This window comes from Alloactinosynnema sp. L-07 (assembly GCF_900070365.1).
GTDB lineage: Bacteria > Actinomycetota > Actinomycetes > Mycobacteriales > Pseudonocardiaceae > Actinokineospora.
Genome location: NZ_LN850107.1, coordinates 319,661 through 332,551 on the forward strand (window position 1 = coordinate 319,661; position 12,891 = coordinate 332,551).

Sequence of the window (12,891 nt, forward strand, 5' to 3'; positions counted from 1 at the left end):
GTGGCGTTTCACTCGTTGAAGTGCGGGCGCGGCCCAGTGGAGTTGCCGCGGTTGCGCACGGTCGCGATCACCTGGCTCACCTCGACGCACCGCCCGTGCGCACCGCGCAGGTGCCGATGTGGTCGTAGACGGTGGGAATCGCGTCGTCGTGCCGGATGGCCGACGGCGCTTCCGCGCCGATCCGTTCCGCCAGCACGGTCTGCAAGCGCGGACATCGCGCGATGTCATCGTGGTCGCAGCCCAGCGCGGCGTCGATGAGCTCGAGCGAGCCCTGCATCTTGGCGATCCGCCGTGTGAGTTCGGCGCGGCGTCGTTGCAAGAGCTTCTGCCGCGACGTCGGGTCGCGAGTGGTGATCATGTCGCGGATGTCCTCCAGCCCGAAACCGGCCTCTTTGGCGTGCAGGATTGCCGCGACGCGGTAGAGATCTGCCGAGCTGTAATGGCGCCGAGCGCCCTCCGCGCGGACCGGCGCGAGGAGTCCCATCGTCTCCCAGTGCCGCAGGACGTGGGTGGCCAGGCCGAAACGCCGTGCGACATCGCCGATGCCCAACCTTGGGCCAGCTTCGCTTGACTTCATGTCGACATTAAGTCGCAGGATCGCAGTCATGTCCAATGACACGACAACAGGGGAAGCCGAGAACGCTGCGCGTGTCGCGCTGCTCGATCGAGCCGACAGCCTCCCCGGCACCGTCGCACTCCGCGCCCGGTCCTACGAACTGCTCGCTCTCCACCGCGCTGACCTGGTGGTCGACGTGGGCTGTGGCACCGGTCGAGCCGTCGCGGAAATGGCCGAACGAGGGGCCACGGCGGTCGGCGTCGACGTGAGCGAGCACATGATCGATGTCGCACGGGCCCGCTGGCCGCACCTACGGTTCCACCTCGCCGGCGCCGAGGGCTTGCCGTTCAGCGATGGCGAGGTCAGCGCGTACCGGGCGGACAAGGTCTTCCATGAACTCGACGACCCGGCCCGTGCGTTGAGTGAAGCCCGCCGGGTCCTCGTCCCTGGCGGACGGGTGGTGCTGATCGGCCAGGACTGGGACACCTTCGTCATCGACTCCGACCACGCGGACCTCACCCGCGCCATTGTGCGGGCGCGCGCCGACGCCCTCCCCGCTCCGCGTGCCGCACGCGGCTATCGGAATATGTTGCTCGGGACGGGTTTCGTCGACGTCACCGTCGAGGTGTACACCGGTGTCTTCACGGACACGATGATGCTGCCCGCGCTCAGCGGTCTGGCCCACGTCGCTCGCGCTGCCGAGGCCGTCACCGAGTCCCAAGCCGACCTGTGGATCGCCGAGCAAACCGAACGCGCTCGTGCCGGGCGGATGTTCTTCGCACTGCCGTTGTTCGTCGCGACCGCACGCCGCTGACCCTGCGCCGTCGGGCAACGGAGACGGTCATGGCCGTGCCGGTCCTGTGCCTCCGGCCACTGGCAAGCGCGGCGGGAGACGACCTGCGCGGGAAGTTCCCCCGGACGCGGGGGTCGACTTCCAGATCACGGCCTCCACCCGGGAAGTCACGTGGTATTGCCGACGTTCGCCGTTGCGACGAGCAGGTCAACCGATCCCCGCGTACGAGTGCAGCCCGGCGATCACCAGGTTGATGAAGAAGAGATTGAAGACTGTCACGACGAACCCGACGACGTTGATCCATGCGGCGGACCTGCCGCGCCAGCCGGCCGTGGCGCGCGCGTGCAGGTACGCCGCGTAGAGCACCCACGATACGAACGCGACAGTCTCCTTCGGATCCCAGCCCCAGAACCGACCCCACGCGGCCTCGGCCCAGATCGCGCCGCAGATGACGCCGATGGTGAACAGCGGAAACGCGAACACCGTGCTGCGGTAGGCGATTCGGTCCAGCACGTCGGCCTCGGGCAGGTTCGCGAACCGCGCGCGGCCGGAGGACTTCAGCAGGTACAGCACGCTGGCCACGCCGGGAACGAGCAGGATGCCGCTGGACACCGAGATCACCGACACGTGCACCACGAGCCAGTACGACTGCAGCGCCGGCTGCACGGGCGCCGCGTCGGTATAGAGGGAAGTGCCGCCCACGAAGAGCAGGATGATGACCGGGATCAGGACGAAGCCGCCGAGCCTGCGCACCGGGTGCTTCCGGGTCAACACCAGCCACGTCACCACCGCGGCCAGCGTGAGCAGCGACCCGTACTCGTACATGTTGCCCCACGGCGCGCGACCGGTCGCCACACCGCGCAGGACCAGCGAAGCCGCCTGCAACAGCGACGCCAGGACGGTCAACGCCACCCCGGCCCGCCCGACGCGTTCCACGAGGGGACGGCGGCCGGAGGCCACGAGGCCCGGTGTCCACGTGCCGTCGGCGCGGGTGCCTGCCGTCACCACCAGTTCCCGCTTCGCCGCCCTCACGGTCCGTGTGAACGCCATTTCACCGAGGTACAGCACGGTGGCGATGAAGTAGACGGCCACCGACGCCGCGTAGGTCCAGTCGCTGTAAGCCGCCAGGGCCACGTTCACCGGCACCGGATCTCCTCGCCTTCACCGTGCGGTCCCGAGCGCTGACCACACGCCCTTGACGCACCCCTGGGTTTACGACTGGAAATAGTAGACGCCTGTCTTTCCGCGGTCCTCGGCGAGCCCGTGGTGTCGGCATGTGCCGACACCACCGCAGCGGGCCTGTCGGACCGCGCGGCTGACGCGTGCGGTCGCGACGCCGACTGTGGCGTGTCGTCGAGTGCGCGCCCCCAGGTCGCTCGACTTCGTGGGTGTGGCGGCGGTGGATTGGGCGCCGCGCAAGGTGGCAGCGGTGTTCTGCGGCGTGTGGTCAGTCGGATAGGCCGATCTTCTGGTGCAGGCGCCGCAGCGGCGCGGGGGCCCACCAGTTCGCCCTGCCGGCCAGGCGCATGACCCCGGGGACGAGGATGCCGCGGACCAGGGTGGCGTCCATGATCACGGCGAGCGCGAGGCCGACGCCGAGCAGTTTCAGCGGGGTGAGGCCGGAGGTGGCGAAGGCGAGCAGGATGACCGCGACCAGGACCGCGGCGGCGGTGACCAGGCGGCCGGTGCGCTGCAGGCCCCAGGCGACGGCGGCGGTGTTGTCGCCGGTGCGGTGGTACTCCTCCTTGATGCGGGAGAGCAGGAACACCTCGTAGTCCATCGACAGGCCGAACGCGACGCAGAACATCAGCACCGGGGTGTCGATGTCGATCAGCCCGGTGACGGTGAAGTCGCCCAGCAGCCACCGCAAGTGCCCTTCCTGGAACACCCAGACCATCGCGCCGAAGGTGGCGGTGAGGCTGAGCAGGTTGAGCAGGATCGCCTTGAGCGGGATGAGCAGGCTGCCGGTGAACAGGAAGAGCAGCACCATCGTGGAGGCGGCGATGATGGCCAGTGCCCAGGGCAGCTTGTCGCCCAGGGTGTTCTTCGCGTCGACGAGCACCGCCGCTTGGCCGCCGATCAGCGTCGGCGCGGGCGCGGGCACCTCTCGGACGGTGCCCACCAGGTCCATGCCGAGCTCGGAGTAGGGCTCGGTGTCGGAGATGACCGACAGGACGGTGCCTGCGTCGGCGGTCAGCCGCTGCGCCGCCGGACCGGGTGGGGCCACGAGCCCGCCGTCGACGTAGGAGCCGGTCGCGGCGTCCACCCTGGTGACGGAGGGCAGCCGGGAAAGGCGGGTGGCGTAGTCGCCGATCTCGGCGGCTTTGGTGTCGGGATCGACGTCGGGCAGGACGACGGAGATCGGCGAGCCCTCCTGGCTGTCGAACTGGTCGCGCAGCATCTGGGCCGCCACGTGGGACGGGGAGTCCGGCGGTAGCACCCGGTCGTCGCTGTCGCCGAACTCCACCCGAAGGAACGGGATGCCCAACGTGATCAGCAGACCGGCGACGGCCAGCGTGAACGGCACCGGCCGGCGCATCACCGCGGAGGCCAGTCGGTGCCAGAACCCGGCCCGGCCCGCCGTGTCGGGAGAGGTGGCGGGAGGCTTGCGGCGGAACAGGCGCCTGACATCGAGCGCGTCGACGCGACGGCCCAGCAGCGCCAGCAACGCGGGCAGCACCACGATCGAGCCCACGGCGGCCAGGACCACCACGGCGATGCCGGAGTAGGCGAACGACCGCAGGTGGTACATCGGGAACACCAGCATCGCCGACAACGACAGCGCCACGGTGAGCGCGGAGAAGATCACGGTGCGGCCCGCGGTGCGCAGGGTCGCGCCGATGGCCTCGGCGACCGTGCGTCCCTTGCCGAGTTCCTCGCGGTAGCGCGTGACGATGAACAGGCTGTAGTCGATGGCCAGGCCGAGGCCGAGGGCCGTGGTGATGTTGACCGAGAAGACCGATACCGGCACCAGCATGTCCAGCAGGCGCAGGACGACGAACGAACCGATCACCGCCAGCGCTCCGACGACCAGCGGCAAACTGGCCGCCACGACGCTGCCAAACACCAGCAACAGGATGATCAGCGTCAGCGGCGCGGCAAGCAGTTCGGCCTTGGTCAGGTCCTGCGCGCTCTGACTTTCGATCTCCACCCGGACCTGGGTGGAGCCGGTCACCCGCACGGTCAGTCCTTCGCGCTCGCCGACGTAGGCCGGCACAATCCGCTTGGCCGCCTTGCGCACCGCGTCCTCATCGCCGCCGAGCCGCACCATGATCAGCGCGGAGCGGGCGTCGGCGGACCGCAGCGGCTCGGCGCGCTGCAAGGACCAGTACGACACGGCCTGCACCACACCCGGCTCGCCGGCCAGCCGTTCCGTCATCCGCTCGCCCCGCTCCGTCACGGCCGGCGTGTCGACGTCGTCCGAGGCGGACACGACGAACACCAGGTGCGGTGCGCCGGACTTGAACTCCTCGTCGAGCAGCTTCTCGGCGCGGGCGGACTCCGAGTCCGGCGCGGTGATGCCGCCCTCGGACAACCTGCTCTCCACGTCGGCGCCGAACGGGATGGCCAGTCCGATCACGACCGCGGTCACCAGCAGCACCCACAGCCTGCGCCGCGCGAGCAGGCGGCCGAGGCCCGACAGCGCCGAGCGGTCCGGGAGCGGTGGTGGATCGGGTGCGGGGTGCCGAGTGACCGGGGTCTCCGGCGCTTTGTTGTGGCTCACGGCCAGTCCTCCATGATCGGGCGGCGGGGGTTCCAACCCTGAATCCCCTGTCGCTGCGGGCTCACCGCCTCGCAGCGAGATCGATCATATTCGATTACATCGCTACTTGGCGATGTAATCGCTGAATTTTGCTGATTGAGCCGATCAGGGAGACCCGCCGGTGGTCGTGTCCGAGGCCGGCATGACGGCGCGTGGCGCTACTCGGGGGCTAGGCGGCGACCGGTGCGAACCGCGCGGCGTCCTCGGGGCGTCGTCAGCGTGCGTCGACGGTGATCGTGTGGTGTCCGGTCGCGCCGGTGGGGAACGGTTCCCGGGCCAGGGCGTCCTGGATGCGCCCGTCCGTGGTCACGCATCGCACCCGGATGCGGTGGGGGCCGGGTGGGAGGTCGGCCCGGTGGCGCCAGCGCCGCCAGGAGGACGGGGCCAGTTCGGCGGCGAGTTCGGCCGGTGTCCACTCGCCGTCGTCCACCGCCACGTGGACCTCGCGGACGCCGCTGGGCGGGGCCCATGCCACACCGGTCACGTCGACTGCGCCGGTCGGGACCCGCGCGCCGTGGGTGGGGTGGTCGATCCGGGACAGGGGGCGCACGCGCAGGGGTCCGCGCGTCCATCCCCTGCTCAGCCAGTAGTCGGGGTTCGGGCCGGACTGGACCCTCAGTTCCGTCAGCCACTTCGCGCCGGTGTACTGCCCGTAGATCCCGGGCACCACCACGCGCGCCGGGAAGCCGTGCGCCGCGGTCAACGGCCGCCCGTTCATGCCGACCACGACGTACCCACCCGACTCGTCCAGGTCGCGCAGCGGCAGCGTGCACTCCCAGCCGTCGACCGCCCGGGTCACCAGGTTCGCCCGACGTGACACCGGTGCCGCCCGGTCGAACAGCGACTTCAGGGGCACGCCGAGCCACCGGGCGTTGCCCAACCGGCCCCAGCCCAGCCGGTTGTGAACGCACACCAGGACGGCGTCGAACTCGACCGGGCCGAGGTCGAGCAGGTCGTCGTAGCCGAGCGACAGTTCCGTGCCGACCTCGCCGGTGACGGTCAACCGCCACCGCGCCAGGTCCACCACCGGCGGGCGCATGTTCACGTCGGTGACGTAGAACTCGCCCACCGGAGTGATCAGCGGCGAGACCCCGGGCCAGTGCTCGCCGCCGTCGACGGCGGGCGGCAGCGGGTCGAGGGCGCGAGGCGTCCTGGCGGCCGACGGCAACTGCGTGCGGCGGCGCCCCTGGGCCGCGGTGGCCGCGCCGAGAGCGAGCGCGCCGAGTGCCGTGAGCACCGCGTTCGACGGACGCCTGGTGTTCAAGGCCGCGACGGTCGCCGCCGCGCCTGCCAACGCCGCGGCCAGGTTCGCAGCCATCGGACCGTCGGTGGCCACCGCGCGGCGGCGCGTCAACGCCGTCGCGGCGCCGGCCGCACCACCGGCCACCAACATGTCGCGAAGCGGGCGGCGGCGAGTCCGGCCGAGCATGCCTCCCGCGGCGAGCACGGCCGCGGCGGCCGATGCCCGGATCACCGGCTTGTCCGCTTCCTTCAGCAAACGGACCACGACCTCCACCAAGGCTCGCGGTCCGATGTCGGCGGCCAGCTGGCCCGCCGCGTCGAGCGGGGAGCGCGACCTCGACAGCACAGCCGTCGCCTCCGCCACCCCGAGTCCGACCAGACCGGCCGCGACTCCGCGCCGCCAGCCCGTCCCACCACCCCTGGTTGTACTCGCATGTTTCATATGTGCACTATATGTGTTGCACATCAGGAGGGTCGACGGAAGCATGAACGACAAGAGACCGTTGCTCGATGATGCCGTTCTGGCGGCTGCGGCCCAGGTGATCGCCGAGCACGGTTGGCACGAGTTCACGCTGGAACGGGTCGCCCAGGCCGCCGGGATCTCCCGGGTCACCCTCTACCGGCGCGGTGCCACCCGTGAGCAGTTGGTCGAAGCCCTGGTCGTCGGCGCCGCACAGGCGTGGCAGGCGAGCCTGTGGCCCGCCCTGACCGGGCCGGGCACCGCGCCCGAGCGGCTGCGCGCGGCCTTGCACGCCTGCTGCGACGTCGTCGAGGAGCACCTGGCGCTGCTGACGGGTCTCAGCTCGGCGCCGGACCCCATATTCCACCTGGACGGGGAGTCCTCCGACGGCACGGACACCCGGCACGTCTACGTGGCGCCGTTCGAACGGCTGCTGCGCGACGGCATCAGCGAAGGCTCCTTCCGCGGCGATCTCGACCCGGAGGAGACCGCGGTGCTGCTGTTCAACATCGTGCCCCGCACCTACCTGCACCTGCGCGGCGCCCACCAGTGGGACGCGGCGAGAACGGCGGAGTCCCTGATCGCCCTGCTCATGCCCGGCCTGCTGGCCGAGCCGAAACGCTGAACCGTCCCGAACCGCAGAGGAGTCCCACATGGCCGTCAGCGTCGAATCCCTGGGCCCCACCCGAGAAGTGGAACTGCCGGAGGGCCCGATCCGGTTCCACGAGCGGGGCGAAGGGCCGCCGCTGGTCTTCGTCCACGGCATCATCGCCAACGCCGACGTGTGGCGGCACGTCGTTCCCCGGCTGGCCGAGCACTACCGCTGCATCACCCCCGACTGGCCGCTGGGCGGCCACGAGCTGCCCCTGCGCGAGGGCGCCGACTTCTCCCTGTTCGGCCTCGCCGACCTGGTCGACCGCACCCTCGCCGCCCTCGACCTGGACGAGGTGACGTTGATCGGCAACGACACCGGCGGCGCCATCTGCCAGGCCGTCGCGGCCAACCACCCGGACCGGTTGTCGCGCCTGGTGCTCACCCCGTGCGACGCGTTCGACAACTTCCTGCCGCTGCCGATCAAGCACCTCCAGCTGTTCGGCCGCACCACCGCGGGGCTCAAGGTCCTCGCCGAGTCGCTGCGGTACCGGCCCGTGCAGCGCCTGCCCATCGCGTTCGGACTACTGACCCGCCGACCGATCCCGGCCAACATCATGCGCAGCTACACCGCCCCGCTGCGCGAACGCGCCGACGTGCGCCGGAACTTCGCCCACCTCGTGCGCGCGATCTCCACGCGCTACACCCTGGAGGCGGCCGAGACCCTGTCCCGGTTCCCGCGTCCGGTGCTGCTGGCCTGGGCGCGGCAGAACTTCTTCCCTCTCGACCACGCGGAACGGCTCGCCGGCCGGCTCCCGGATGCCCGGCTGCGGATCATCGAGGACTCCGGTCCGTTCGTCACGGAGGACCAGCCGCGTCGGGTGGCCGCTCTCATCCAGGAGTTCCTGTCCACCACCGGAGACCGCGCCGCCCGTTGACCGACACGAGGGTCACCGTGGTCCGCCGGTCTCACGTCGTCAGCTGGTCAAGTACGCCGGTGTCGGGGCGACGTTCGTCGCTTCCGGTCCGCTGGCGGCAGGTGGCAGTGCCTGGGCGCAGGGTGCCCCCGAAACGCAGGGGCGTGGCGATGGCCGGCATCGGGCGTGGCGGGCCGGCGACCACCATGTCCACTCCGAGTACCGCGGAGAGTTCGACACGTCGGTCACCCCGCCGAGGTTCAGCAAGGGCGCGGACGCGGTGTACCCGGTCGTCACCAACGCGATCATGGCCAAGCACTTCGGCCTGACCTGGGCGATGTGCACCGACCACGGCGGACCGACGCACTCGAAGGTCAACCTGGAGCTGGCCTACCCGGCCCCGGCTCCAACCTCGACGCCGACACCAACCCGACCACCAAGGTCGTCGCCCGGTTCGGCCCGAGCGACTGGCACCGGCAGGGATCCGAGTACGTCATCCGGCACACGCCGCGCAACATCGAGACCGACCTCTGCGCGCGGGTGCGCGGCACGAACACCGACGAAGCCGAGCCGCTGCCCGACGGCAAGGAGAACCCCTGGACCGACCTGTGGTTCTACTCGAACCCGGTGTTCGTGCGCCACGTGTAGTCACGTCAGCGGGGTGATCGTCGGTCGCTGACGGCCACCCCGCTCACGGCCGTTCGCGCGGGCCGACCGAGAAGGTCAGGCCGAAGTTGCCGAGGGTGAACGGCAGTGGTGCGGCCGGGCTCAAGGGTTGATCGGAGGTGAGCCGGAACTCGCGGTCGGCCAGCAGGGAGGCGAGCAGCGTGCTGGTCACCGTCAGGACCAGGTTGCGGGCCGGGCATTCGGCCTGCCCCGCGCTGAACGGCACCAGCGCCGGTTGTTCGTGCGCGCGTCCGTCCAGCCAGATCTCCGGCGAGAAGCTGTGCGCGTACGGCAGATGCTGGTCGTCGCGGTGGAAGAACGGCGCGAAGATCAGCAGCCCGGTGCCCGCGGGCAGGCCGTCAACCTCCTTCGTGGTGTCCCGCAGGATGGCCGGCGTGGTCGGCCACAACCGGACGGTGTCGAGCGCGCAGGCGCGCAGGAACGGCAGGTTTGGCGCGTCCGGCGCCTCCGCCAACGCTCGTTGTCGATGGGCCGGGTGCGTCGCGAGCAGCGCCAGCGCCCGAAACGTCACCATGCCGGCCGCGTCGAAGGCGAACAGCCAGTGCCCCACCTGGCTGACCGCGTCCGGGTCCGGGTGCTGTGCGATCACACCGGCCAGGCTGTCCGGTTCCGCGCGGTCGAGGTGCGTCTGCAGCCGTCCCAGTGCCCTGGCGCGCAGCGTCCGGCGTCGTGGGGCGGCGAAGGACCAGTTCGCCGCCTGCCGCAACCGGCCGAACAGGTCGGTGGTGGTTCGGTCGTCGCGAGCAGCGTCGCCGAGCGTGATGCGGCGCACGATCCGCCACCACACCGGCGCGAACCCGTCCCAGTCCAGCGTCCCCGACGAGGGCAGCGCCGCGGTCTCCTCGCGGATCTTCGCCAGCATCACCGGCAGCAGGTGGTGCACCGGCCGCGCGGTCTCCAGGACCGTCTCGTTGAACTCCCGCCGCTGTCGCCGCGCCGCGCCCTCGGAGATGAGCACGCCGTGCGGCTGGAACTGACGGAGCGCGGCCTTCTTCTCCCTGCTCGCCGGGTTGAACGGCTCCGGCGCCTCGGCCAGCACACGCCCGGCATCCGTGGCGGACAGCACCAGTGCGAACGACCGGCCCGGCAGCGCCAGCCGCAGCAGACCGTCGCCATAGCGGGCGCGCAGGTCCTGCAGGACCCGCACGGCACCGCGGTCCGCCTGCACCTTCTCCAACAGGCCGGTGACGCGCGGTCGCCGCTTGATGACACCGCCGGCGACGGTGGGCGCGATGACCGCGGAGATCACTTTGAGGGTGTCGATCGGAGTGGCTGTCGTCACGGGCTCGGGCTACCCGAACGTTCGCCGGGCAAACCGCCGCCGGCGGAGGACGCGGCCCGTGCGGGACGGGCCGCGTCCATGAAGGTCAGGCGATGTCGGAGCGCTCGCCTTGGAGGGGCGGCCGGTGAGCCCGTCTCGCAGCGTCACCCACATCGCCCTGCGGTTGCGGACGAGCAGCACTGCGGCGAGCAGCAGGTAGAGCGCGCCGAGTCCGATGCGTTCGGCCGGCGGCCAGGTCCGGCGGTAGCGTCCAGGCCAGTGCGAACTGGGCCAGGAACAGTCCGAGCAGTGCCCACGCGCCGCGCCGGGTCAGCGCACCGGCGGCGACCGTGACTGGCCTGTGCGAGGGATGTGAGGATGGACCAGCAGGTCTGTGTCGAGGGAGAGGAGCGGGCAGGGTGACACGGCAGTCGCAGGGTGTGGTCGAGCGGATGGAGCACCACCAGATCGCGATCTACCTCGCGGCGATGGCGGCAGGCGGATTGCTCGGCTGGGTACTGCCCGCCGCCGGGCCGGGTCTGGAGCACGTCATCTACCCGGTGCTGGGCGCCCTGCTCTACGTCACTTTCCTGCAAGTGCCCGCTGCCGAGCTGGTGCGGTCGCTGCGCGACGGGCGGTTCCTGTCGGCGACGCTGGTGGTGAACTTCCTCGTCGTCCCGGCCGTGGTCGCCGGGATCTTCGTGTTGCTGCCCGCCGATCAGGCCGTGCGGATCGGGGTGCTGCTGGTGTTGCTCACCCCGTGCGTGGATTACGTCATCGTCTTCAGCGGCCTCGCCGGTGGCAGCAATCGCCGCCTGCTGGCCGCCACCCCGCTGCTGCTGGTCGCCCAGATGCTGCTGCTGCCGGTGTTCCTGTACCTGTTCCTGGGATCGGAGCTGGCCGACATCGTCGAGGTAGGACCGTTCGTTGAGGCGTTCGTCGTGCTGATCGCGATCCCGCTGGCGCTGGCCTGGGCAACTCAGGCCTGGGCTGCTCGCACGGCAGCGGGCCGGGTGGTGTCCGCGGCGGCCAACACCACGATGGTGCCGCTGATGGCCGCCACGCTGCTCGTCGTCGTCGCCTCCCAGATTCCCAAGCTGGGCGGCAACCTCGCCGACGTGGCTGCCGTCATCCCCTTCTACGTGGCGTTTCTGGTGGTCATGGCCTACGCCGGGCGGGCGGTGAGCCGCGTGTTCCGCCTCGACGTCGCGGCCTCGCGAGCGGTGGTGTTCACCGGAGCCACCCGCAACTCCCTGGTCGTGCTCCCGCTTGCCCTCGCGCTGCCCGACCGGCTGGCGCTGGCCGCGGCCATTGTCGTCGCCCAGACCCTGGTCGAGGTGCTCGGCATGGTCGCCTACGTCCGCGCCGTGCCGCGGCTGGTTCCTGAACACACGGTCAACACCGCGTCCTGACCAAGCATGGTGGCCGAGGTCAGGATCCTGGGAACCAGGGCTGCCGACTAGTGAGGACGTGATCAGACCTGGTCTGCCTACTGGACTGGCTCGGTGGCGATGTCGAGGTAGGTCATGTCGTCGGCTGAGTTCGCCCAGGGTGCTCGTTGCGCAACAGAGCGTTGACCTGGGTGACGGTGAGGTGCCGGACATCGCGCAGCCGCGTGCCCATGTCGCTGGTGACGAACTTGCGCGGGTTGACCGCAGTGAGTGGTCGGAACGACGGGCTCCGTCTACGCGAGCGTTCATCCGGGCAACCGCCGTCGGCGAAGAACGCGGCCCGCGCGAGGCGGGCCGCGTCCATGAAGGTCAGGCCGTCTCCGAGCGCTCGGCTTGGAGGGCGCGGCCGGTGAGCCCGTCGCGCGGTGTCATCCACATCGCTCTGCGGTTGCGGATCAGCAGGATCGCGGCGAGCAGCAGGTAGAGCGCGCCGAGTCCGACGCGTTCGATCTGGGCCAGGTCCGGCGGTAGCGTCCAGGCCAGCGCGAACTGGGCCAGGACGCGAACTGGGCCAGGAACAGTCCGAGCAGTGCCCACGCGCCGCGCCGGGACAGCGCTCCGGCGGCGACCAGGGACACGGCGAACATCGACTGGGCCGCGGTGAGGAACAGTTCCTCGCGCTGCAACGGGTCGATCGGCAAACCGGTCAGCGACCCGGCCGAAATCGCGAAAACCAAAGGAGCACCGATGGCCACCAGCGTCGAACTGCTCGGTCCGATCCGCGAGGTCGGACTTCCCGAGGGGCGCATCCGCTACCACGAGCGCGGCGAAGGCCCGCCCATCGTGTTCGTCCACGGCATCATCGCCAACGCCGACGTCTGGCGGCACATCGTCCCCGCACTCGCGCAGCGGTACCGGTGCATCACGCCGGACTGGCCCCTGGGCGAACATGTGCTCCCCATGCGGGTAGGCACCGACTTCTCGCTGTTCGGCCTGGCCGACCTGGTGGACCGCATGCTCGCCGCACTGGTCCTGAATGAAGTCACGATGGTCGGGAACGACACCGGTGGCGCGATCTGCCAGGCCGTCGCCGCTTTGCACCCGAAGCGTCTGGCGCGCTTGGTGCTCACTCCGTGCGAGGCGTTCGACAACTTCCTCCCCCTGCCCATCAAGCACCTCCAGATGTTCGGCCGGACGCCGGCCGGGTTGATGGGCGCTTCGCGTTGATCG

13 protein-coding genes are annotated in these 12,891 nt (G+C 70.6%); 6 read left to right on the plus strand and 7 right to left on the minus strand.

Going from position 1 to position 12,891, the window contains the following annotated elements; translation table 11 throughout:
* Positions 1–76: 76 nt before the first annotated feature.
* Positions 77–607 (minus strand): MerR family transcriptional regulator, encoded by a 531-nt coding sequence (locus BN1701_RS01565; RefSeq protein WP_231949411.1) that lies wholly within the window; start codon positions 605–607, stop codon positions 77–79.
* On the opposite strand from BN1701_RS01565, the gene BN1701_RS01570 reads away from it, so the two are divergent.
* Positions 606–1,370, plus strand: coding sequence for a methyltransferase domain-containing protein (locus tag BN1701_RS01570; protein WP_054044745.1), 765 nt, complete (start codon positions 606–608; stop codon positions 1,368–1,370). The two genes, BN1701_RS01565 and BN1701_RS01570, sit on opposite strands and share 2 nt — an antisense overlap.
* 186 nt (positions 1,371–1,556) lie before the next feature.
* Here BN1701_RS01570 and ccsB read toward each other — a convergent pair whose 3' ends face one another.
* The 3 genes from ccsB to BN1701_RS01585 form a co-directional block, all read right to left on the minus strand.
* The gene (gene ccsB, locus BN1701_RS01575; protein ID WP_054044747.1) at positions 1,557–2,495 is read right to left on the minus strand and encodes a c-type cytochrome biogenesis protein CcsB; all 939 of its coding nucleotides are present in this window, start codon (positions 2,493–2,495) and stop codon (positions 1,557–1,559) included.
* Between the two features lie 301 nt (positions 2,496–2,796).
* Complete coding sequence (locus tag BN1701_RS01580; protein WP_082859601.1) at positions 2,797–5,073, minus strand: MMPL family transporter; 2,277 nt, start codon at positions 5,071–5,073, stop codon at positions 2,797–2,799.
* Between the two features lie 253 nt (positions 5,074–5,326).
* Positions 5,327–6,796 carry a molybdopterin-dependent oxidoreductase gene (locus BN1701_RS01585; RefSeq protein ID WP_082859602.1) on the minus strand — a complete coding sequence of 490 codons (1,470 nt, stop codon included), beginning with the start codon at positions 6,794–6,796 and terminating at the stop codon, positions 5,327–5,329.
* 43 nt (positions 6,797–6,839) lie between these two features.
* Between BN1701_RS01585 and BN1701_RS36290 the strand changes: the two genes are divergently transcribed.
* From BN1701_RS36290 to BN1701_RS36715, 3 genes are all read left to right on the plus strand, one after another.
* Positions 6,840–7,439 carry a TetR/AcrR family transcriptional regulator gene (locus BN1701_RS36290; protein ID WP_054044751.1) on the plus strand — a complete coding sequence of 200 codons (600 nt, stop codon included), beginning with the start codon at positions 6,840–6,842 and terminating at the stop codon, positions 7,437–7,439.
* 28 nt (positions 7,440–7,467) lie between these two features.
* Positions 7,468–8,343 carry an alpha/beta fold hydrolase gene (locus tag BN1701_RS01595; protein WP_054044753.1) on the plus strand — a complete coding sequence of 292 codons (876 nt, stop codon included), beginning with the start codon at positions 7,468–7,470 and terminating at the stop codon, positions 8,341–8,343.
* A 318-nt stretch (positions 8,344–8,661) separates the two neighbouring features.
* Positions 8,662–8,970: a hypothetical protein gene (locus BN1701_RS36715; RefSeq protein WP_054044754.1), complete on the plus strand. Its 309-nt coding sequence runs from the start codon at positions 8,662–8,664 to the stop codon at positions 8,968–8,970.
* A 43-nt stretch (positions 8,971–9,013) separates the two neighbouring features.
* Here BN1701_RS36715 and BN1701_RS01605 read toward each other — a convergent pair whose 3' ends face one another.
* Positions 9,014–10,291, minus strand: a complete 1,278-nt coding sequence (locus BN1701_RS01605) for a cytochrome P450 (RefSeq protein ID WP_054044756.1) — start codon at positions 10,289–10,291, stop codon at positions 9,014–9,016.
* A 431-nt stretch (positions 10,292–10,722) separates the two neighbouring features.
* Between BN1701_RS01605 and BN1701_RS01610 the strand changes: the two genes are divergently transcribed.
* The gene (locus tag BN1701_RS01610; protein ID WP_082859604.1) at positions 10,723–11,682 is read left to right on the plus strand and encodes an arsenic resistance protein; all 960 of its coding nucleotides are present in this window, start codon (positions 10,723–10,725) and stop codon (positions 11,680–11,682) included.
* 112 nt (positions 11,683–11,794) lie between these two features.
* Here BN1701_RS01610 and BN1701_RS01615 read toward each other — a convergent pair whose 3' ends face one another.
* Together BN1701_RS01615 and BN1701_RS01620 are read right to left on the minus strand one after the other, a co-directional pair.
* Complete coding sequence (locus tag BN1701_RS01615) at positions 11,795–12,025, minus strand: hypothetical protein (protein WP_054044760.1); 231 nt, start codon at positions 12,023–12,025, stop codon at positions 11,795–11,797.
* A gap of 5 nt (positions 12,026–12,030) precedes the next feature.
* On the minus strand, positions 12,031–12,258 hold the full coding sequence (locus tag BN1701_RS01620; protein ID WP_054044762.1) for a hypothetical protein: 228 nt from the start codon (positions 12,256–12,258) through the stop codon (positions 12,031–12,033).
* Positions 12,259–12,408: 150 nt separating this feature from the next.
* Between BN1701_RS01620 and BN1701_RS01625 the strand changes: the two genes are divergently transcribed.
* A complete protein-coding gene (locus BN1701_RS01625; protein WP_157367722.1) occupies positions 12,409–12,888 on the plus strand; it encodes an alpha/beta fold hydrolase in 480 nt (159 codons plus the stop codon).
* Positions 12,889–12,891: the final 3 nt, after the last annotated feature.